The organism is Rhodococcus sp. ACPA4, from assembly GCF_002300185.1.
Taxonomy (GTDB): domain Bacteria; phylum Actinomycetota; class Actinomycetes; order Mycobacteriales; family Mycobacteriaceae; genus Rhodococcus_F; species Rhodococcus_F globerula.
In genome coordinates this window covers 1,542,465-1,564,641 of record NZ_NSDY01000001.1, presented here as the reverse complement: position 1 = coordinate 1,564,641, position 22,177 = coordinate 1,542,465, and the positions used below count along the sequence as shown (strand labels likewise).

The following is a 22,177-nucleotide window of genomic DNA, read 5'->3' as shown; positions in this document are numbered from 1 at the left end:
ATGATGGAGTCATGCACGGCGAGCCCACCTCCAAGTCCGCACCCTCGTCCGACACCGCGATCGTCGATGCGGCGTCCGATTCCACCACCACGCGAGAGCAGTTCCGTGCCCTCGCCGCCGAGCATCGGGTAGTTCCGGTGACACGAAAAGTGCTGGCGGACTCCGAAACTCCGCTCTCGGCTTATGAGAAGTTGGCCGGGAACCGTCCGGGAACCTTCCTTCTCGAGTCTGCGGAGAACGGCCGGTCGTGGTCACGATGGTCCTTCATCGGCGTCGGCAGTCCTGCCGCTCTGACCGTCATCGACGGTGAAGCCGCCTGGTACGGCAACGTCCCCGCCGGCGCACCGTCCGGTGGCAACCCTGTCGACGCACTCGGTGCCACTCTCGAACTTTTGCGCTCGGAACGTCTGCCCGACCTGCCGCCTCTTACCGGCGGGATGGTCGGATTCCTCGGATACGACGCCGTCCGTCGGCTCGAAAACGTGGGCAACTCGGCCGTCGACGACCTGCAGATCCCCGAGATGGTCATGTTGCTGGCCGCAGACATTGCCGCCGTCGACCATCACGAGGGTGCGATCACGTTGATCGCCAACGCAGTCAACTGGGACGGCACCGACGCACGGGTCGAGGAGGCGTACGACGACGCCGTCGCGCGTCTCGACGCGATGACGCGGGCACTTGCGGCACCAGCCAAGTCGACGGTCTCCACGTTTGCCAAGGTCACCCCGAGTTACCGCCGTCAGCGCACGACGGAAAGTTTCGGCGTCGACGTGAAGAAGCTGATCGGCGATATCGAAGCGGGCGAGGCATTCCAGGTCGTGCTCTCCCAACGATTCGAGATCGACTGCACCGCAGCACCTATTGACGTGTACCGAATGTTGCGGGCCTCGAACCCCAGCCCGTACATGTACCTGCTCAACGTCCCGAACGGTGACGGTGAGACCGCATTCTCCATTGTCGGCTCCAGCCCAGAAGCGCTGGTTACCGTCTCGGAAGGTGTCGCAACCACTCACCCGATCGCCGGAACCCGGTGGCGCGGTGCAACCGAGGAAGACGACATCCTCCTCGAGAAGGACCTCCTCGCTGACGAGAAGGAAAACTCCGAGCACCTGATGCTGGTCGACCTCGGACGCAACGACCTCGGTCGTGTCTGCCGACCCGGCACGGTCAAGGTGCACGATTACCGCCACATCGAGCGATACAGCCACGTGATGCACCTGGTCTCCACCGTGACCGGGCACCTCGCGGAGGGCAAGCAGGCGCTCGACGCTGTCACGGCGTGCTTCCCGGCCGGAACGCTCTCGGGCGCTCCCAAGGTCCGGGCGATGCAGTTGATCGAAGAACTCGAACCCACCCGCCGCGGGGTCTACGGCGGCATTGTCGGGTACCTCGACTTCGCCGGTGATGCCGACACCGCGATCGCGATTCGCACCGCACTCATCAAGGACGGCATCGGATACGTCCAAGCCGGTGCAGGTGTGGTCGCCGACTCCGATCCGGTCTACGAGGACACCGAGGCGCGGAACAAGGCGATGGCCGTGCTCAGCGCGATCGCATCGGCACACACGTTGCGCACCATCGGAGGTGAAGGGTAAGTGAGCGAACAAGCTTCGAGCACCGGCGCGGACTCGCCGACACCACGTTCGGGCCGCAGCACCACGATGCTGACCACGCTCCTGCTGGGGATCGCGGCCATTGCGCTGTGGGGAAGCTCGCGGATGACGTGGGTACAAGTAACCTCCAGTGACGGTAAGACTTTGGCGCGCACCACGGATCTCGACGGTGGCACGTGGGCTGCGGCGATGACGCCGCTCGCTCTCACGCTTCTTGCTGCTGTTGCGGCGTCGTTCGCGGTCCGTGGGTGGGCGCTCCGAGTTGTCGGCCTGTTGGTGGGATTGGTCGGCATCGGAGTCGCAGTTCCAGCTGTCCAACTGTTGGTTTCGGGAGCAGATGACGACCGCGCCGCAGATCTTGCCGAACTGTCCTCGCACCTCGAAGAAGTGTCCGCCGAAGCATCGGTGTTGCCTGCGCTGCTCGCGCTCGCCGGGGCCCTTGCGGCTCTCGCTGCCGGTGTTCTGCTCATGCGAAAGCCCAAGGCGCGCGCCGGTCTCTCGTCGAAGTACGACAACCCTGCAGCTCGCCGGGAGGCAGCGGCCAAGCTCGGACAGGGAAGCAAAGATGCGCCCGACGAGCCTGTGACACAACGGATGCTGTGGGACGCGCTCGACGCCGGGGAAGATCCGACGCTCGATACGGAAGGCGAGAAACCTGACGTGGACGGCAATGAGCCGGGCAAGGATTCACGATCGTGACCTCGATTACGTCCGAACTCCCACGCGCGTGGGTACCCGGGCGGAGTAGCAAAAAATCGCCCAACTAGGCTGACACCACCCCGATGACGTATCTCACATCGGGCACTTGCCCAGAAAGGATTCGGGCCACGATGACCGTACTCGACTCGATTCTCGACGGGGTGCGCGCTGATGTCGCCGCCCGCGAAGCCGTACTCGACTTCGCTGCAGTCAAGGCTGCCGCGGCCACTGCACCGCCCGCCCTCGATGCTGTAGCGGCACTTCTGGAACCGAGCATCGGCGTCATCGCCGAGGTGAAGCGCGCAAGCCCGTCCAAGGGTGCGCTCGCAGACATCGCCGACCCCGCCGAATTGGCAGCCGCCTACCAAGCGGGCGGTGCTCGAATCATCAGCGTTCTCACCGAAGAACGTCGTTTCCACGGATCGCTCGCCGACCTGGATGCCGTCCGCAAGGCCGTCACTATTCCGGTGTTGCGCAAGGACTTCATCGTGGGTCCGTACCAGATTCACGAGGCACGCGCCCATGGCGCCGATGTCATTCTGCTGATCGTCGCGGCACTCGAGCAGCAGGCGCTTGCCTCGTTGATCGATCGCACCGAATCGTTGGGGATGACTGCGCTGGTCGAGGTTCACACCGAGGAAGAGGCCAACCGCGCGCTCGAAGCCGGCGCCAAGGTTATCGGTGTCAACGCCCGCAACCTCAAGACCCTCGAGGTCGACAAGAACACCTTCGGTCAGATCGCCCCTGGCCTTCCGACCGAAACCATCAAGATCGCCGAATCGGGCGTTCGTGGCACTGCTGATCTGCTCGCGTACGCAGGCGCAGGCGCAGACGCAGTCCTGGTGGGCGAAGGCCTCGTGACCAGTGGTGATCCGCGTAAAGCGGTTGCCGATCTGGTCAACGCCGGAGCGCATCCGTCCTGCCCTAAACCGTCACGCTGAATCGCATCACCGCTCGGGAGGGGTTTGCCCGCACCCGAGCGGTTGCAATTGCCCGTACCCGGGCGGTGACAGGCGACACGCTTGGGGCAGACTGGGGGAGTGACTTCACGTACTCAGGGACCAGTCTTCAAGGGCGGCAATCTGCCGCCGGCCAGTGCCGGACTTGCCGAGCGCACCACTCATGATCCGGATGCCGGAGGGCACTTCGGTGTCTACGGCGGACGTCATGTGCCCGAGGCGCTCATGGCGGTTATCGAGGAAGTTACCGCCGAATACGAGAAGGCCCGCAGCGACGACGCTTTCCTGAACGAACTCGACCGACTGCAGCGCGATTACACCGGACGCCCGTCGCCGATTTTCGAAGCAACGCGTATGAGCGAATACGCGGGCGGCGCTCGCATCATCCTCAAGCGTGAAGATCTGAACCACACCGGTTCTCACAAGATCAACAACGTCCTCGGTCAGGTACTTCTGGCCAAGCGAATGGGCAAGACTCGTATCATCGCCGAGACCGGAGCGGGACAGCACGGCGTCGCCTCGGCCACCGCCTGCGCGTTGCTCGGCCTCGAGTGTGTCATCTACATGGGTGCGGTCGACACCGAGCGTCAGGCGTTGAACGTCGCCCGGATGCGCCTGCTGGGCGCCGAGGTCGTCTCGGTCGAAACCGGTTCGCGCACACTCAAGGATGCGATCAACGAAGCTCTCCGCGATTGGGTTTCCCACGCGGACGACACTTACTACTGCTTCGGTACCGCTGCCGGTCCGCATCCGTTCCCGACCCTCGTGCGTGATTTCCAGCGGGTCATCGGTCTCGAGGCCCGCGCTCAGGTTCAGGCCTTGACCGGTCGGCTTCCCGACGCCGTCACGGCTTGCGTCGGTGGCGGTTCCAACGCCATCGGTATTTTCCACCCGTTCATCGACGATCTGTCGGTGCGACTGGTCGGTTACGAGGCAGCGGGCGACGGCGTTGAAACCGGTAGGCATGCAGCAACATTCGCAGGCGGCACGCCTGGCGCATTCCAGGGTGCGTACTCGTACCTGCTGCAGGACGAAGACGGTCAGACCATCGAATCACATTCCATCTCCGCAGGTTTGGACTATCCGGGTGTCGGTCCGGAACATGCGTATCTCAACGACATCGGTCGGGCTACCTACGAGCCCGTCACCGACTCCGAGGCAATGGATGCGCTCCTTCTGCTCTCGCGGCGCGAAGGAATCATCCCGGCCATCGAATCCGCGCACGCGGTTGCCGGAGCGCTGCGCCTGGGCAAGGAGCTCGGCGAAGGCGCCATCATCGTCGTCAACCTGTCCGGTCGTGGCGACAAGGACATGGATACTGCCGCGAGCTGGTTCGGTCTGTTCGACAACGCAGACCAGCCCGCAGACCAGAACAACACGGAAGGCTCGGACAAGTGAGCGAACGACCATCACGCCTCGCATCCACGTTTGCGGCATGTAAGGCGGAAAACCGAGCTGCGCTCGTCGGCTACCTGCCAGCAGGCTACCCAACGGTGTCCGAATCCATCGACGTCTTCAAGACGATGGTCGACGGCGGCTGCGACATCATCGAGGTCGGGGTCGCGTACTCCGACCCCGTGATGGACGGACCGACCATTCAGCGTGCCGCTGAAACTGCCCTCAGCAACGGCGTCCGCTTGCGCGACATCTTTACCGTCGTAGAGCAGATCAGCTCGGTCGGCGGCAAGGCCGTAGTCATGACGTACTGGAACCCGGTCATGCAGTACGGGATCGACAAGTTCTCCCGCGACCTCGCTGCCGCAGGCGGACTCGGACTGATCACCCCCAACCTCATTCCCGACGAGGCCGCCGACTGGATGGAAGCGTCCGAGAAGCACCACCTCGATCGGATCTTCCTCGTGGCACCCTCGTCCACCGAAGAGCGACTGGCTATGACGCTCGAGGCAAGTAGCGGGTTCGTATACGCGGCCTCCACGATGGGTGTTACCGGAGCGCGCGACGCAGTGTCGTCGATGGCGCCTGAACTCACCGCACGGATCCGCGCGCATTCCGATATCCCGGTCGGTGTCGGGCTTGGCGTTCGCTCTGGCGCCCAGGCAGCAGAAATTGCCGGCTATGCCGACGCAGTGATCGTCGGGTCTGCGCTGGTCTCGGCTGTGGAAAACGGACTCGGAGCTGTCCGTGCCCTCACCGAAGAACTCGCTGAAGGTGTCCGCTCGGCTAACGTGGCGTCGTGACGTCAACTGTTGAACTACTGGCCTACATTCCCAGTCCTCCACAAGGTGTCTGGTACATCGGGCCCGTGGCACTGCGCGCCTACGCGCTCTGCATCATCGCCGGAATCATCGTCGCCATCGTCTGGGGCGACCGGCGGTGGGTCGCGCGAGGCGGCGAGAAGGGCACCGTTCTCGATATCGCAGTCTGGGCCGTGCCGTTCGGATTGATCGGTGGCCGGCTGTACCACGTGCTCACCGACTGGCCGCAGTATTTCGGTGAAGGCGGCACACCGATCGATGCACTCAAAGTGTGGAACGGTGGCCTCGGAATCTGGGGCGCAGTCTTCCTCGGCGGTGTCGGCGCGTGGATCGGGTGCCGCAGGCGCGGGATCCCGGTTGCGGCGCTGGGCGACGCCATCGCGCCTGGTGTGCTGCTTGCGCAGGCGATAGGCCGGTTCGGCAACTACTTCAACCAGGAGTTGTACGGGCGCGAAACGACAGTGCCATGGGGCTTGGAAATCTTCCAGCGTGTGAACTCGTCAGGTCAGACCGATGCGTTGTCCGGTGTATCGACCGGCGTCGTAGAGAAGGTCGTGCACCCCACCTTCCTGTACGAGGCCGTGTGGAACGTCCTCATCGTCGTCCTGCTTGTCGTGGTCGATCGCCGATTCAAGATCGGCCATGGACGGCTGTTCGCCCTCTACGTGGCGGGTTACTGCGCCGGTCGGTTCTTCGTCGAACTCATGCGCGACGATCCGGCATACGAACTTGCAGGCATTCGCGTCAACTCCTTCACCTCGGTGATCGTGTTCGTGGCGGCAGTTGCGTACTTCCTGCTGGCCAAGAAGGGTCGCGAAGATCCTTCCGAACTGAAGTCCAAGGACTACGTCGAGAACACGCCTGTCGAGAACACGCCCGTCGAGAACACAGCTTCGGAGGCCACCGACAGTGATACCGACTCGGATGACGGTATCGCGACGGCAAAGGTTGCCGATTCAACCAGCGTGGACGCAAAGCAGGATGTTGATCTGAAGAAGCCGGACAAGCCATGACTGGTCCGCATCGCACCCAGTTCGAGGTATAAAGATCACTTGCCTCAACGATTTGCCGGACCGTCGTCGACCCGAAGGAATACACGTTGCCTGACTTGAACAAGTATCCGGATCCCGCAGAGTCCGGGGACGCTTCGAGCTCTCAATCCGCGGTTCCCCCGCAGTTCGGTTCGCCCTTCGATTACGAGGCAACTGCTGATGCTTCCTTGAGCGAAACCTCAGCGCCGACGGAGAAGACTCCGTCAACCGAAACGACGGGCACCGGCCCCGGCTGGGACACATATGCGGGAATGGGCAACGGCCCAGGGTGGGGGAGCCATCCGATTTACCCGCCGCCGGCGGGGTCGGAGCCCACTACAGCTTTCTCGGCTGCTTCGGATCCCACGGCTGCGTATCCGATTTCGGAGCCCGCGCCGCCGAACTACACGCCGCCGAACTACACGCCGCCGAGCTACGAGCAGCAGCCTTATCAGCAACAGAGCTATCCGCCTCCGGCAGACGGTCCGGTGTACGGCGTCCCAGCCGACCAGAGCGCAAATCCGTATGCAGCGCCACCGGTTCAGGGTTACACCGCTCCGCCGCAGAACCCCGGTTACGGGCAGCAGCAGCCTTATGCGCAGCCCTATGGTTTTGTCGATCCGTCGGCGCCGTTCGGTCGTGATCCGATCACCGGGCAGCCGTTCTCCGACAAGTCGAAGGTGACCGCCGGCCTGCTCGGCATTCTGCTCGGCGGATTCGGCGCCGGCCGGTTCTATCTCAATCAGCCCGGTACTGCGATCGCACAGATTGCGGTGACATGGTTGACGTGTGGAATCGGTGGTATCTGGCCGTTGATCGACGGCATCATGATGCTGACCGGCAGTGTGAAGGACAAGTACGGGCGACCACTCCGCAGTTGATCCCCTCGCTCGATTCACCGTGGCACCTCGATACAGGGGTGCCACGGTTTTTTCTATCGCAACCTGCACATACCGGTTGTAAACTGACCCTTGCCGGTTGCGGGTTCGTGTGGCGGCCCCGCATGGTGGAGGGCACGCATGCTGTTTTCTCAGATGCCTGGTCCACAGGGGCTGTACAACCCCGATCAGGAAGCAGATTCGTGTGGTGTCGCCGTTGTCGCTGACATCTACGGCAGACGCTCTCATTCGATCGTGCAAGACGGCTTGTCCGCACTGCGCAAGCTGTCCCATCGCGGTGCCATCGGAGCTGATTCCACCACCGGTGACGGAGCGGGAATTCTCCTTCAGCTACCCGTCGAACTTCTGAGGGCTGTCACCGACTTCGTGTTACCGGATGTAAACGAGCGTGGTGAGAGTAGGTTTGCGGCCGGTATCTGCTTCCTTCCCCGGGCCGCGCGGCCCCGGCGACGTGCGTTCGAGCGCATCGAGCGGTGCGCGCGTTCAGTGGGATTGTCGGTACTCGGCTGGCGAGATGTTCCCGTCGATTCGGCAGTCCTGGGTATATCGGCAACGGAATGTGCGCCGTTCATCAGTCAGTGCTTTGTCGCGGACACACGTGGGGGCTCGGCCGGTATCGCTTTGGACCGCCGTGTCCTCGAGCTGCGTAAGCAGGCCGAACGGATCACCCCACATGTTGTGGACGAGGGTTCCGGCGTCTACTTTCCATCGTTGTCCGCGCGAACGATGGTGTACAAGGCGATGGTGACGCCGTGTCAGTTGCCGCTGTTCTACCCGGACCTGCAGGACGAGCGGATGCGTAGCGCACTGGCCGTCGTGCACAGCAGGTTCTCGACCAACACCTTTCCGTCGTGGACGTTGGCGCAACCGTTCAGATTTGTTGCACACAATGGCGAGTTCAATACCATTGTGGGAAACAGAAATTGGATGCGCGCGCGCGAGCCGCAGCTTCGGAGCGAGCTCTTCGGCGGCAATCTCGACGGGCTGATGCCGATCTGCACGTCCGGGGTGTCGGATTCTGCGTCGTTCGACGAGGTGCTCGAGCTGTTGTCCCTCGGCGGGCGCAGTGTGCCCCACGTTGTGGCGATGATGATTCCCGCTGCCTGGGAACAGGATTCGGCCATGTCGGCCGAGCTACGTGCGTTCTATCAATTTCATGCGTGCCTGATGGAGGCATGGGACGGACCTGCCTCGGTTACGTTCAGTGACGGAACCGTGGTGGGAGCCGTCCTCGACCGCAACGGGCTTCGGCCCGGGCGCTGGTGGCGCACCCGGGCGGGTCGAGTCGTATTGTCCAGCGAGAGTGGTGTGTTCGATGTGCCGTCGGCCGACGTGATAGCAAAGGGTCGACTCGAACCCGGTCGAATGTTCCTGTTGGACACGTCGCAACAGCGTATTGTTCCGGACGACGAGGTCAAGGCCGAGTTGGCAGGTGCTGCGCCCTATCGGCGTTGGCTCGACGCGAACCTCACTCTGGTTGGCAACACACCTGATCCGCCCAGAGCACGTGGGGACCCATCGGTGCTGATGCAGCATCAGCAGGTCTTCGGGTACACCGAGGAAGAGTTGAGTGTAGTTCTGACGCCGATGGCCGCCACCGGTCACGAGCCGGTGGGATCGATGGGAACCGATACGCCGCTGGCAGTGCTCTCCGCGCGTCCCAGGCTGCTGTACGACTACTTCGTTCAACTGTTCGCACAGGTCACCAATCCACCGTCGGATGCGATTCGAGAGGAAGTTGTCACCACGTTGTCGGTGGTTCTGGGCTCTGAACAGAATCTCCTCGACCCGAACGAATCATCGTGTAGGCGAACTCTGGTGCACAGGCCCGTGGTGTCCGGAGCGGAACTGGCGGAGATCGTCCGCATATCCGGCGCTGGTGTGACGACACTGCACGGTGTGTTCGACATTGCCGCCGGCACAGAAGGTCTGGAAGCGGCGCTCGGCGAGCTACGTGACGAAGCCAGTGCGGCAGTAGACGCCGGGCGCCACATCCTGGTCATCTCCGATCGAACGTGGGACCGTGACCACGCGCCGATTCCGTCGTTGCTCGCAGTTGGCGCAGTTCATCACCATCTCGTTCGGAAGCGTCGGCGCAGTAAGGTCTCGTTGATCGTCGAGACCGGCGACGCTCGGGAGATTCACCATTGCGCATTGCTGCTCGGATACGGCGCTGCTGCTGTCCAACCGTATCTGGCCCTCGAGTCGGTTGCGGAATGTGGCCTGGACGGGGTGGATTCAGGTACTGCGGCGACGCGCTATCTGGATGCGGCCAATCAGGGTGTGCTCAAGGTGATGTCGAAGATGGGAATCTCGACTGTCCAATCCTATACCGGTGCACAGGTATTCGAGGCCTTCGGCCTGAGTGCGCGGCTTGTCGACGAGTACTTCTGCGGCACCACGAGCAAGCTCGGCGGCATAGGTATCGCGGAGCTTGCCGAGGATGTGGTGGTGCGCCACGCGGCCGCGCATGCACATCGACGTCAGCTCGACTTCGGCGGCGAATACCATTATCGCCGAGACGGTGAAATACACGTGTTCACACCGGAATCGGTGTTCTTCCTCCAGCACGCCACACGGTCGGGCCGCGCCGACGTGTTCCGCCGGTACAGCGACGAGGTCGATCGCAGCGGCGCGCAGGGCGGAACATTGCGAGGGCTCCTTGGCTTCCGAACCGGAGATCGGCCTGCACTCAGCATCGACGAGGTGGAACCTGCCGAGGCGATTCTGCGCCGATTCAACACCGGCGCCATGAGTTACGGCTCGTTGTCCGCGGAAGCCCACGAGACGATGGCGATAGCGATGAATTCGATGGGTGGACGATCCAATTCGGGGGAGGGTGGTGAGGATCCGGATCGCCTGTACGACTGTGCGCGTCGTAGCGCCGTGAAACAAGTTGCCAGCGGTAGGTTCGGCGTGACCAGCGATTATCTGGTCAGTGCAAGCGATATTCAGATCAAGATGGCGCAGGGAGCCAAGCCGGGCGAAGGTGGACAACTACCGGGCAGCAAGGTGTATCCGTGGATCGCCCGGACGCGGTATTCGACGCCGGGTGTCGGTCTCATCTCGCCGCCGCAGCATCACGACATCTACTCGATCGAGGATCTCGCACAACTGATCTACGATCTGCGCCAAGCCAACAACAAGGCCCGAATTCACGTCAAACTTGTCAGCGCTGTCGGCGTCGGAACCGTTGCAGCAGGCGTGGTCAAAGCGCATGCCGACGTGGTGCTGATCTCCGGCCACGACGGTGGTACCGGTGCGGCCGCGTTGACCTCGATCGAGCACGCCGGGACGCCGTGGGAGCTCGGGCTCGCGGAAACTCAGCAGACGTTGGTGCTCAATGGGTTACGGGAGAGAGTTGTCCTGCAATGCGACGGTGGTATGCGCACGGCCCGTGATGTTGTCGTGGCTGCGTTACTCGGCGCGCAGGAATACGGATTCTCGACAGCGCCGTTGATCGCCGCCGGTTGCGTCATGATGCGAGTGTGCCATCTCGACACCTGCCCGGTCGGGGTCGCGACGCAGAATCCGGAGCTACGGGCACGGTTCACCGGACGCCCCGAGTACGTCACAAGTTTCTTCCGGTTCATCGCCGAAGGTGTGCGGGAGATTTTGGCCGACATCGGTTTTCGCAGCCTCGACGAGGCAGTGGGGCGTGCTGACATGTTGGTGCCCTGCACCGAAAGTGGTAATCGGAAGAGTCGCCGCCTGGACTTGGCGCCGCTCCTGTCGGTTCCGGTCGTGACACGGCGCGGCGTCGCAGCTGCGACGCGGCCCGGCGTCGGTGATCTCAACAGGATGCTTGTCGAGCGCGCTGCCGACACACTCCACCATGCGACACTCGTTCGGATCGACTGCCACGTCCACACCGGGGACAGGGCAGTGGGTACAGCCCTCGGCGCCGAGGTGACCCGGAGATACGGGGCACCAGGGTTGCCGGACAACACCATTGTCGTGCGGCTGCACGGAACGGCCGGTCAGTCACTCGGTGCGTTCCTACCGAGGGGGATCACTCTCGACTTGACCGGCGACGCCAATGATTATGTGGGTAAGGGGCTTTCGGGAGGGCGGATAGCTCTCCGTCCCGACGCTGATGTCGGCTTTCGCCCCGAAGAGCAGGTGATTGCCGGCAACACGCTCCTGTACGGGGCCACTGCAGGGGAACTGTTTGCGCGCGGCCGGGTGGGGGAGCGCTGTGCTGTGCGCAATTCCGGCGCCGACGCAATTGTCGAAGGGGCCGGTGATCACGCGTGTGAGTACATGACCGGCGGACGGGTCGTGATCCTCGGTGCAACGGGTCGAAATCTCGCAGCGGGGATGTCCGGCGGTATCGCATTTGTTCTCGACGTGGATCCGAACAACGTGAACCTGACGTCGGTGACGTTGCAGGAGCCGACGCCCGATGATCTCCAGTGGTTGAAGATGATGATTGCCGCCCATGTCGAATGGACGAGGTCCTGCGTCGGGGCGCGTCTGCTTGCACACTGGTCGTGCGAGTCTGGGCGATTCACCAAGGTGATGCCGGTGGATTACGAGCGAGTAATCGAGGAACAAAAACTGGCAGGTGCAGCGGAGGCCGGCGACATTCTGACGGAGACGGCCAGTGCCTGATCCGCGAGGTTTTCTCGGCATCACGCGCGCTTCGACGCCGATGCGCCCGGTGCCGGAGCGAACAGCTGACTGGAGTGAGGTCTATGCCGAGCTTCCCACCGATCAGCGCAAGCACGAGGTGTCCGAGCAAGCATCGCGCTGCATGGATTGCGGAATCCCGTACTGCCATTCGGGTCTGTCGGGGTGCCCACTGGGGAATCTGATCCCGGACTGGAACGACCTCGTGCGGCGCGACGACTGGTCCCTTGCTGCGGACCGATTGCACGAGACCAACAACTTTCCGGAGTTCACCGGACGGCTGTGTCCGGCGCCGTGTGAAACTGCCTGCGTACTTGCTCTTTCCAGTCACTTGACCAGCGGAAGCGTGGCAATCAAACGCATCGAGGCGGCGATTGCCGACACCGCGTGGGAGGAGGGTTTGGTGCAACCGCAGATCCCGTCCGTACGTTCCGATGCCCGGGTGGCGATCGTCGGATCAGGGCCCGCGGGTCTCGCTGCAGCGCAACAACTGACGCGTGTAGGTCACCGAGTCACGGTGTTCGAGCGGCATGACCGCGTCGGCGGGCTGCTGCGTTACGGCATCCCTGATTTCAAGATCTCGAAGCATCACATCGACCGCAGGCTTGAACAGATGCGCGCCGAGGGGACCGAGTTCGTGACGGATTGTGATGTGGGGACCGACCTCGCGGCGGGCGAGCTCCTCTCCAACTACGACGCCGTTGTTCTGGCAATCGGGGCCGGGAGAGCGCGCGACGTCGACGTTCCCGGTCGTGATCTGACAGGAATACATCCGGCAATGGAGTACCTCGTGCCGGCCAACCGTGAATGTGCTGGTGACGGGCCGAGCAGGATCAGTGCAGCGGGCAAGAATGTCGTCATCATCGGCGGCGGTGATACCGGTGCCGACTGCCTCGGAACCGTTCACCGTCAGGGAGCCGCGTCGATTGTCGAATTGGATTACCACGAGCAGCCCCCACTCGAACGCGACGACGGCGCAGACCCGTGGCCACTCTGGCCGTTGTTACTGCGGAGCGCTCCCGCTGACGCCGAGGGGGGAGTGCGTGAGTTCGAGGTAGCCGCTCAGGAATTCACCGGTGAAAGTCACGTCCGGGCAGTGCGCGTCGCGCCCGTTCGTGTGTCTCGGGACGAGAGTGGCCGACGGATTGCCGAACCGGTGGGGGCTGTATTCGACGTGCCGTGTGACCTTGTGTTCTTGGCCGTCGGGTTTGCAGGCGTCGAGCGCACCGGCTTGCTGTGCGGCTTCGGCCTCGAGCCGAATTCACGAGGGGTGATCGCCTGCGGGCGCGACTGGCAGACTTCGTGCCCCGGCGTCTTCGTGTGCGGTGACGCACACCGGGGTGCGTCGTTGGTGGTGTGGGCCATTGCTGAAGGACGCTCGGTTGCGCGGGCGGTCGATCGGTATCTGACTGGGGCATCGCAGCTTCCGGCTCCCGTACATCCCGGTGCGTTGCCACTCGTTATTAGGAATCGAAACTGAATCGAGTAAGAACAAAAGATGCACGTCGGACGCGCCGGATAGAAGTGCGCACTGCGAGCGACTAGGCTCGAGCCGTGAACCGACGGACAAAAATTGTATGCACCCTGGGACCGGCAACAGCTACCGGTGACCGAATCCGTGAGCTCGTGGAGAGCGGCATGGACGTGGCCCGGCTCAACTTCAGCCATGGCGACCACGCCGATCACGAAGAGAACTACATCCGCGTCCGCGCAGCGTCAGACGCGACAGGCAAGGCCGTCGGCGTCCTCGCCGACCTGCAAGGCCCAAAAATCCGGCTCGGTCGATTCAAGGACGAGCGGACCGTCTGGGAAAGCGGTGAAGAGGTTCGAATCACCGTCGACGACGTCGAGGGCACTCACGACCGCGTCGGAACCACGTACAAGGAACTCGCACGCGACGCCAAGCCGGGCGATCGCCTGCTCGTCGACGATGGCAAGGTCGGTCTTGTCGTCACGGCGGTCGAAGGCAACGACGTCGTCTGCACGGTCACCGAGGGTGGACCGGTCAGCAACAACAAGGGCCTTTCGCTTCCCGGTATGAATGTCTCCGTTCCGGCACTGTCGGGCAAAGATATTGCCGATCTGGAATTTGCCCTGAAGCTGGGTGTCGACTTCATCGCTCTGTCGTTCGTTCGTTCGCCTGCGGACGTCGAACTGGTTCACGCCATCATGGACCGAGTCGGTCGCCGCGTTCCCGTTATCGCGAAGCTCGAAAAGCCGGAAGCTATCGACAATCTCGAAGCCATCGTGTTGGCCTTCGACGCCGTCATGGTTGCCCGTGGCGACCTCGGCGTGGAGTTGCCTCTCGAGCAGGTTCCGCTCGTGCAGAAGCGTGCCATCCAGATCGCCCGCGAAAACGCCAAGCCCGTCATCGTGGCAACGCAGATGCTCGAGTCGATGATCGAGAACTCGCGCCCCACCCGCGCTGAGGCTTCCGACGTTGCCAACGCTGTCCTCGACGGCGCGGACGCGGTCATGCTTTCCGGCGAGACATCGGTTGGCAAGTACGTCATGGAGACCGTCCGCACGATGGCACGCATCGTCGAGGCTGTCGAAACCGAATCGACACGCGTTCCTCCGCTGACTCACGTGCCGCGCACCAAGCGAGGCGTGATCTCCTACGCTGCGCGCGATATCGGAGAGCGCCTCGACGCCAAGGCCCTGGTTGCCTTCACCCAGTCCGGCGACACCGTGCGTAGGTTGGCGCGTCTGCACACGCCGTTGCCGCTTCTGGCCTTCACCCCATTGCCCGAGGTGCGGAGTCAGCTGTCACTCACCTGGGGAACCGAAACGTTCCTCGTCGACTCGGTGTCCACCACTGACGAAATGGTGCGTCAGGTGGACAGTGCACTGCTGTCGCTCGGGCGCTACGCGAAGGGCGATCTTGTTGTCATCGTCGCCGGTTCGCCTCCGGGAACCGTGGGCTCCACCAACCTGATCCACGTTCACCGCATCGGCGAAGAACTCCACTAGCGTGAGCGACGCGGACGCGTCGACAGACCTCGGCACACTTCTCGGTCTGCTCGATCTCGAAACCATCGGAGACGACGCGTTCCGCGGGCATCACCCGGCGCAGGTAAGTTCGCGGACGTTCGGCGGTCAATTGGTGTCTCAGGCGCTGATGGCCGCCGGCCGTACCGTCGACGGTGATCGACCGATCCACGCGATCAACGGCCACTTCATTCGCGGCGGAGATGTCAAGGCGCCCATCGAATATCGCGTCGAGCGGCATCGCGACGGGCGCGCGTTCGCAAACCGTCAGGTCACCGCGTATCAAGGCGACAACGAGCTGTTCGTGATGCTGGCAGCGTTCCAGGATTCCGGCACAGGGCTAGAGCATGCCGTCGAAATCCCGGACGTTCCGCTACCGGAGTCTTTGCCGCCCTTGGGTGATCGACTGTCCGGCTACGAGGCGACGCTTCCGCATTTTGTGGGCGCACTCAAGCCGATCGACATGCGGTACGCCAACGATCCGGCGTGGATTTTGAAAGGCGCGGGGGAGAAGCTCACCCATAATCGCGTGTGGATGCGACCGGACGGCGTGCTGCCGGACGACTCACTGATTCACGCCGCCGTATTGGCGTACTCGTCGGACACCACCGTGCTGGATTCCATCCTGACCACCCATGGATTGTCGTGGGGGCACGATCGGATTGTTGCAGCGACGGTAAATCATTCGATCTGGTTTCACCGGCCGTTCCGCTTCGACGACTGGGTTCTGTACGCGACGGAGTCGCCGGTTGCCGCGGGTTCACGAGGATTGGCGACCGGGCGATACTTCTCGATCGAGGGCATGCTGATGGCAACGGTGGTGCAGGAAGGCGTCATCAGGCACTTCCCGCGCAAGGGGGAATAGGACCCAGCCCCCGTAAGGGGGAACAGTCAGGCTGATTTGCGGTACTGCGATGCGAGTTCGTCGGCGCGATCCCAGGGCGACCAGTCGACTTCACGGCCGTCGAGTTGTGCCGCAACCACTTCCAGGCCGGCATGCCAGCCCGCTGCGTGTGCGTACGCGGAGTCCTCGTCCTCCATTGTGTGTGTGAGGGTCAACCAGCACCCTCCGGTGCCGTCGGGGTGCAATTCCCAGTGCAATGTGTCTGCGTCCCACAGGTACTCGAAGATGTGGTGCGGATGGACGCTGATGACAGTTCCGTGTGAGCTGTGATCAGCGGGCAAGCCGTATCGCTTGACCTGTTGCGGCGTCACTTTGAACAGTAGGTCTGCGCCGGGAGTCAGTGTGAAATCGACGTCGGCGGGAAACCACGTGTCGAGAAATTCGCGTTGAGTGATGACCTTCCATACTTTGTCCGGCGATTGTGGAACGGCGAGCCGGAAGTTCAGAGACACCCGACCGTCGTACGTCAGGTTGATTGTGCCGTTGTCCATCGGTGCCTCCAACGTTGGTGCCCGTGCGGTTGCCACTATCGTGCCATTTTTGAGGCGCGGACGGAATAACTGCAGGTCAGATCGTTGTAATGTGTTCATGTCGATGTTCACGTGGCGTGCGGTTCTTCTCGGTCGGTGAGGACGTCACAGGGGTAGAGGCAATTCTTTGGTTATCGTTCATTCTTTGTTTCCGGTGGTTCGTCATGCCTCCTGTACTGGTGATTCTCTGCTTAACCGTCCGGCATCAGCCGAAAGTACTAGGCATGGTGAACACTTGGTAATGTAATGGTAAGTTCGCGTCATGGTCGTAACGAAGGTGTCCCGGGCGGAGTGTGTGGACGACGCGGATCGCGCTGGTGTCGAAACTGTGCGCTTCTACGACAACCCCGAGGCGATTCGCGGGGACTGGGAGCGTTTGGCTGCCCGTGTCGGGACTCGAATGTCGTCGCGGTTCCTGTACGCAGTCGGCGCTCACGACACCGACGGCAAAGGCTCATTCCTCCTGGTCGCGGTGTACCGGGGAGCAGAGATGGTAGCGCTGGCACCCTTTGCGGTTCGTCGGATGCTCACTGTCGAGGTGGTTCGCCTTCTCGGGCATGGGCGCGGTGTGGTCGGCGAGATCCTTGCCGCAGACGCCGATGCTGCTCGGGTCCTCTGGCGGGCGGTCGCTGCCCGGGGATTGGTGCTGCACGCCGATCTTGTTATCGGTTCGGACATCGCGGCCAGTGCACTGTTGGACGATCCACGATGGAAGTGCGCTGTGCGGGTGCGGGATACCAATCTCTCTGTGGATTTACCGGAAGGTACTGTCCCCGTGGATATTCGGAGCGCGCGTTCGTTGAAGCGGCTACGTTCGTATCGGGCGGCACTCACTCGATCCGGGTCTTCACTGGAATTCGAGCAGTTGACGACTCCGGCCGATGTGGACCGGCGATGGTCCGACATGTGCACGGTTGCTGCAATCGGAACGTCAGGGCGCGACCGCGTCAACTTCCTGGCACCCCCGAATGAGGCGTTTGTATACCGATTCCTCCGGAGAGAAGCAGAACTCGGACGCCTCGTCATCGTCGGGTTGGTCATCGACGGGGTGTGGTGTGCCCACGATGTTTCCGTTCGGACCGGTAGTCGGCTCGAAGGATGGGTCACGCATTACCGACCTGAATGTGCCCGGACTCAACCCGGACATCAAATGATGGAATGGCTTGTCGCGCACAGCAACGAACTTGACGTCGACGAACTGGATATGGGAATCGGTCCTACTGACCTGAAATCGGTGTGGGCGAACAACCGCACACCGGTCGTGACGATCACCGGTGTGCGGTCGGGCAGAATCGGTTCGCGGGCAATCGTTCGCGCAATCGAGACCTGGGAATCGGGATCGTGGGTCAGCCGCTCGAGAGATCTGCGGGACAAGGCTCGGTCTGCTTGGCGCCGCGTGCGCTAATCCGGACGCCGTCGGCGTTAGCCGTTCGATCAGGCCGGCGGTAACCACGTCCTCGTTGCCGTGACCAACGCGGAAACTCCGATGGTCAGTGTCGGTTCGATCACAGGCGCGTAGTGCGGAGAGTGGTTCGACGGCACGGTCCGGAGGGCAGGGTCGCTCATGTCGCCAGTCGTGAACAGCGACGGGTCGGTACCGCCGAGCAGCCAGTACGACAGTTGTGCGCCCGAACTTGTCGCGAGGATGCCGACATCCTCGCTACCGGCGCCTGCCCCCGGATCGAGAATATTGTCCTCGCCCAACCATGTGGCAAACGCGTCGAGGGTTTTGCCCAGAGCAGCCGGATCATTCACGACGATGGGGAAGCGTTCGATCTCGGTGATCGTGGGATCTTCCGGCGCGCCGGCCGTTGCGGCTTCGCCTCGGACGATGCGGTCAACGCTGTTCAGAATGCGCTCCCGGACGGCTGAGTCGTAGCTGCGGATGTTCAACTGCAGTTCGGCTTCGCCGGGTATGACATTGGCTGCGTCGCCGGCGTGGATCGACCCGACCGTGAGCACTGCGATCGCCGTGCTCGGTACCTCGCGGGAGACGATTGTCTGCAGGCGCAGAACGGTTTCCGCTGCCATCACCACGGGGTCGACGGAGTTCTCCGGCATGGATCCGTGAGCGCCTTTGCCGACGAGTCGCACGCGCAGCGAGTCGGAACCTGCATACGAGGGGCCTGCGTGGCCGGCGATCTTTCCGGCAGGCAACGGAGCTACGTGTTGCCCGAGAACAACGTCGGGCTTGGGGACCTTGTCGAACAATCCGTCGTCGACCATGGCTTGGGAGCCGGCGCCGAGTTCTTCGGCGGGTTGGAAGACGAGTAGTAGGGTGCCAGACCAACTGGCCGTGTCCGTGGAGAGGATCTGGGCGGCCCCCAACAGGCATGTCGTGTGGAGGTCGTGGCCGCAGGCATGAGCCACCGGAACGGTTTTCCCGTTCTGATCGGTCGCGGTGACGGTGCTGGCGTAATCCAGTCCGGTGTCTTCCTTGACCGGAAGTGCGTCCATGTCGGCACGCAGGAGTGCCGTTGGTCCTGGGCCGTTCTTCAGGACACCGACTACTCCTGTTTTTCCGATGCCCGTGGTGACGTCGAAACCGAGTGAGGTCAGGCGCGTGGCAACTATTTCGGCGGTGCGATGCTCTTGGAAGCCGAGTTCCGGGTGACTGTGGAGGTCCTTGTACAGGTCGGCCAGCGTCGGATCTACGGTGATGTTCTCGTGCGCAGCGTGTGGCATGAGAGTCCTCTCGATCGAGAAAAGCAGACTAATCGGACGATTTTCACGCTAACAGTGTTCAGGCACTCGGGCGCCGAACGTTACCCGAATGAGTTGATGGACTTCAGCACCGCAAAGTGGGGAGTGCCGGCTACTCAGGCCGGCGCGTAGAAGACATCGACAACAATTTGACCGGGCGATCCCATTCCGGTTGCCTGGAACTCGGGGCGCCCTGCGGCAGTGCCGACAAAAGACTGAACGATCTCACCGCTCACCAGTGCGGTCTCGACGCTCGAAATGGTGCCGCCAGACGTTTCGATCGGTGGAAATTGTTGTAGCGCAGTAGCTCCCATGATATCGATCTGAAGGATCGATGAGCCGTTCACGTCGACCACGTGATTGTCGCCGCCGCGAATCGCTTCGCTGACATACTCGACTTTCCATGTCACAGTGCCGGTTCCACTGAGGTGATACGTCACCCGCGAACGGTCGTCAAGGTGCTCGATGGCAACGGCGGTGACCTCGGCGATGGGCAGCGGTGCGTTTGTTTCAGTTCCAGGAACGACGAGACCGGGTGGCATATTTGGTGGAGGGCTGCCGATTCTCATTGTTCCAGTCTGCGCAACTGAACCTTCGACGGTTGAATATGTCGGCCGCGAATGGGAGTCGGAACCTGGTTGCGGAGATTCGGATTGGCTTTGGCAACCAGTAAGTGTCGCGGCGGACAAGAGTGCTCCGCAGCACGCAACCAGGTATCGGTGCCGCATGGGGGAAACTTATCGGCTCCGTGGATGACGCGTACGCGGATTGCGAATTTCGGTGGCGTTGGTGCCCGAGACGTTGGTGCCGGATGTTGGTAATGGATGTCCGTCAGGTGAGACCGACCCGGGGTACGAATCTGCCGACAGTGCGGCTGTAGGTGCGGTAGGTGTCGCCGTGGCGGTCGCGGAGGTAGGGCTCTTCGACGACCCGCACTTGCAGTTCTATGGTGGCGAGCAGCAGCGCGAAGCCGATAAGCGCGAGTGGGTTCGGTGTGAGGAGCATGATGCCGGCACCGAAGACGAGCATGGCGGTGAAGATGGGATTGCGGACGATTCCGAAAACCCCGGTGTGGACTAGATCGGTTGTCTCGGTCGGATCGACGCCGATGCGCCAGGATTCACCCATCTGGTTCTGTGCGTAGAGCGTGCCGACGATTCCGGCCAGCGCGAGCGCGATCCCCATCGTCTGGACAGCCGGAGTGGTGAGTACGCCGATCGGGTGCAGCACTGCGGCGAGTTGCAGTGCGGGTGCAACGACGCCAAGGGCTATCGCGACGACGAATCCGGTGCCGGCGATCCATTCCAGCGAGCCGAGTCGTCCGGTGACGCCGCGGAATCCGGTCGAGCCGGTCCGTTGGTACTGCAGCGCGCTGCGCCAGCCGAAACCGAGGACCCCGAACAGGGCGTAGAACACGAGCGCGGTCACAGCCATCTCAGATCTTTCCTCATCTGTGGTGTGTGGTCAGTCGCAGCAGTCGCGGCCCGCTGCTGACTTCATGGTTGTTGTCGGCGTGGGGCAGCAGGTATCGCCTTTCCAGGCGTTGAGGCCTTCTTTGACTGCGAGAACGGCGATCACGAGGCCGGCGACAGGGTCGGCCCACGACCAGCCGAACAGGCTGTTGAGAAGTAGCCCCACAAGCAGGACCGCAGACAGGTAGGTGCAGAGCAGGGTCTGCTTGGAGTCGGCGACCGCGGAGAGTGACCCGAGCTCACGGCCGGCGCGGCGCTGCGCGTAGGACAGCACCGGCATGATCGCGAGACTGGCTGCAGCCAAACCGATCCCGATCGGGGAGTGCTGCGCTTCGCCGAATCCTGTCAGGGCCCGGACGGCGTCGGCGGTGACGTAGGTAGCGAGAGCGAAGAAGGAGAACGCGATGATCCGTAGCGCGACCTTCTCCCGCGCTTCGGGGTTGCGGCCGGCGAACTGCCAGGCAACCGCGGCGGCAGAGGACACCTCGATCACCGAGTCCAGTCCGAACCCGATGAGCGCGGTCGACGACACACGCGTTCCCTCGGTGAGAGCTATTGCCGCCTCGATCACGTTGTAGGTGATCGTCGCCGCGACAAACCGCCGAATCCGCCGCGACAGCAAAGCCTTTCGGTGGGGCGGCAGTATCGCTGAGGTCCGGGACGGCATGCCTAGCGGGGTCTCCATCAGCAGCAGTCTTCGGTCTCGGAGGCTGGACAGCAGTCCGGGTCGACGGCCAGGACCAAGCCCACGAGGTCGTCGAGCGCTCTGCCGATGCGAGGGTCGGCGAGCTCATAGCGGCTGCGTCTGCCCTCCGGGACAGCAACGACCAGGCCGCATCCGCGCAAACAAGCCAAGTGGTTGGACAGAATCTGGCGCGACACCCCGATCTTTTCCGCCATCTCGGACGGGTAACCCGGAGTAGTGCGCAGGCTCAACAAGATTTGGGTGCGCGTCGAATCCGATAGGGCGTAACCGAACCTCGACAGGGCATCGGCGTGGATTGCGGTCTTCACCCTTTCAATAGTACAGATGTTTCTGTATTCAGAAAAGGCTGTATCTGTATGGTTTCAGTAATCGAGGGCAGAGGTGTGCTTGCGAATTTCGTCTTGCCATGGCGAGTGGGCGGCCGAGGTTGACTGACACCTGGCGAGTTCCGTATGAGCTACGTCATAGCGCGGCAACGTTGGCGATCAAGTCAGGTGCGAAAGTCACAGTTGTTCAAGGGATTGCTGGGCATAAGAGCGCAATGCTGAGATTTGACCGATGCGGACGACTGTTTCCCGATGAACTTGATGCATCGGCTGCTCGACATGATGAAGATCGGATCAAGGCTTTAGCGGACTGAATCGAATTTCTCGATGTACTGCGAACTGAGGTCCTAGAACCCCGTTGGGAATATAAGACTGAAATTCGCGCTAGCCCGCACCTTTCGGTGCCCTCGGTGAGACTCGAACTCACACTGGACGGGTTTTGAATCCGTTTCCTCTGCCAATTGGGATACGAGGGCTTGTTGCGATGACTACATTA

The 22,177-nt window shown here is 62.5% G+C and carries 18 protein-coding genes and 1 tRNA gene; 12 read left to right on the top strand and 7 right to left on the bottom strand.

Features of this window, described 5'->3' with window-relative positions; all coding sequences use genetic code 11:
- Positions 1-11: 11 nt before the first annotated feature.
- From CJ178_RS07115 to CJ178_RS07065, 11 genes are all read left to right on the top strand, one after another.
- On the top strand, positions 12-1,595 hold the full coding sequence (locus CJ178_RS07115) for an anthranilate synthase component I (protein WP_033230858.1): 1,584 nt from the start codon (positions 12-14) through the stop codon (positions 1,593-1,595).
- Between the two features lie 66 nt (positions 1,596-1,661).
- A complete protein-coding gene (locus CJ178_RS07110) occupies positions 1,662-2,312 on the top strand; it encodes a TIGR02234 family membrane protein (protein WP_045071040.1) in 651 nt (216 codons plus the stop codon).
- A 131-nt stretch (positions 2,313-2,443) separates the two neighbouring features.
- Positions 2,444-3,253, top strand: coding sequence for an indole-3-glycerol phosphate synthase TrpC (trpC, locus tag CJ178_RS07105; protein ID WP_033230856.1), 810 nt, complete (start codon positions 2,444-2,446; stop codon positions 3,251-3,253).
- Positions 3,254-3,352: 99 nt separating this feature from the next.
- Positions 3,353-4,669, top strand: a complete 1,317-nt coding sequence (gene trpB / locus CJ178_RS07100; RefSeq protein WP_045070068.1) for a tryptophan synthase subunit beta — start codon at positions 3,353-3,355, stop codon at positions 4,667-4,669.
- Positions 4,666-5,469 (top strand): tryptophan synthase subunit alpha, encoded by an 804-nt coding sequence (gene trpA, locus CJ178_RS07095; protein ID WP_095886425.1) that lies wholly within the window; start codon positions 4,666-4,668, stop codon positions 5,467-5,469. Before trpB ends, trpA begins: the two co-directional genes overlap by 4 nt.
- Positions 5,466-6,500 carry a prolipoprotein diacylglyceryl transferase gene (gene lgt, locus CJ178_RS07090; protein ID WP_033230853.1) on the top strand — a complete coding sequence of 345 codons (1,035 nt, stop codon included), beginning with the start codon at positions 5,466-5,468 and terminating at the stop codon, positions 6,498-6,500. The genes trpA and lgt overlap by 4 nt, the downstream gene beginning before the upstream one ends.
- A gap of 86 nt (positions 6,501-6,586) precedes the next feature.
- Complete coding sequence (locus CJ178_RS07085) at positions 6,587-7,399, top strand: TM2 domain-containing protein (RefSeq protein WP_373557444.1); 813 nt, start codon at positions 6,587-6,589, stop codon at positions 7,397-7,399.
- A gap of 138 nt (positions 7,400-7,537) precedes the next feature.
- On the top strand, positions 7,538-12,031 hold the full coding sequence (gltB, locus tag CJ178_RS07080; protein ID WP_095886424.1) for a glutamate synthase large subunit: 4,494 nt from the start codon (positions 7,538-7,540) through the stop codon (positions 12,029-12,031).
- Entirely contained in the window at positions 12,024-13,529 is a 1,506-nt protein-coding gene (locus tag CJ178_RS07075; protein WP_095886423.1) for a glutamate synthase subunit beta, read from the top strand. Before gltB ends, CJ178_RS07075 begins: the two co-directional genes overlap by 8 nt.
- 74 nt (positions 13,530-13,603) lie before the next feature.
- Positions 13,604-15,022 carry a pyruvate kinase gene (pyk, locus tag CJ178_RS07070; RefSeq protein ID WP_033230849.1) on the top strand — a complete coding sequence of 473 codons (1,419 nt, stop codon included), beginning with the start codon at positions 13,604-13,606 and terminating at the stop codon, positions 15,020-15,022.
- 1 nt (position 15,023) lies between these two features.
- Positions 15,024-15,905, top strand: a complete 882-nt coding sequence (locus CJ178_RS07065) for an acyl-CoA thioesterase (protein ID WP_033230848.1) — start codon at positions 15,024-15,026, stop codon at positions 15,903-15,905.
- 26 nt (positions 15,906-15,931) lie between these two features.
- Here the strand turns inward: CJ178_RS07065 and CJ178_RS07060 are convergent, their stop codons facing one another.
- The gene (locus CJ178_RS07060; RefSeq protein WP_033231403.1) at positions 15,932-16,435 is read right to left on the bottom strand and encodes an SRPBCC domain-containing protein; all 504 of its coding nucleotides are present in this window, start codon (positions 16,433-16,435) and stop codon (positions 15,932-15,934) included.
- 301 nt (positions 16,436-16,736) lie between these two features.
- Here CJ178_RS07060 and CJ178_RS07055 point away from each other — a divergent pair, with 301 nt between their 5' ends.
- A complete protein-coding gene (locus tag CJ178_RS07055; RefSeq protein ID WP_095886422.1) occupies positions 16,737-17,879 on the top strand; it encodes a GNAT family N-acetyltransferase in 1,143 nt (380 codons plus the stop codon).
- A gap of 29 nt (positions 17,880-17,908) precedes the next feature.
- Here CJ178_RS07055 and CJ178_RS07050 read toward each other — a convergent pair whose 3' ends face one another.
- The 6 genes from CJ178_RS07050 to CJ178_RS07025 form a co-directional block, all read right to left on the bottom strand.
- Positions 17,909-19,159, bottom strand: a complete 1,251-nt coding sequence (locus CJ178_RS07050; RefSeq protein WP_045070059.1) for an amidohydrolase — start codon at positions 19,157-19,159, stop codon at positions 17,909-17,911.
- Between the two features lie 134 nt (positions 19,160-19,293).
- Positions 19,294-19,746 (bottom strand): AMIN-like domain-containing (lipo)protein, encoded by a 453-nt coding sequence (locus tag CJ178_RS07045; RefSeq protein ID WP_141484378.1) that lies wholly within the window; start codon positions 19,744-19,746, stop codon positions 19,294-19,296.
- A gap of 262 nt (positions 19,747-20,008) precedes the next feature.
- Positions 20,009-20,611 (bottom strand): methyltransferase family protein, encoded by a 603-nt coding sequence (locus tag CJ178_RS07040; protein ID WP_045070057.1) that lies wholly within the window; start codon positions 20,609-20,611, stop codon positions 20,009-20,011.
- A gap of 30 nt (positions 20,612-20,641) precedes the next feature.
- A complete protein-coding gene (locus tag CJ178_RS07035; RefSeq protein ID WP_095886421.1) occupies positions 20,642-21,334 on the bottom strand; it encodes a cation transporter in 693 nt (230 codons plus the stop codon).
- A complete protein-coding gene (locus CJ178_RS07030) occupies positions 21,334-21,663 on the bottom strand; it encodes an ArsR/SmtB family transcription factor (protein WP_095886420.1) in 330 nt (109 codons plus the stop codon). The genes CJ178_RS07035 and CJ178_RS07030 overlap by 1 nt, the downstream gene beginning before the upstream one ends.
- Positions 21,664-22,083: 420 nt before the next feature.
- Positions 22,084-22,157 (bottom strand) — tRNA-Leu (locus tag CJ178_RS07025).
- Positions 22,158-22,177: the final 20 nt, after the last annotated feature.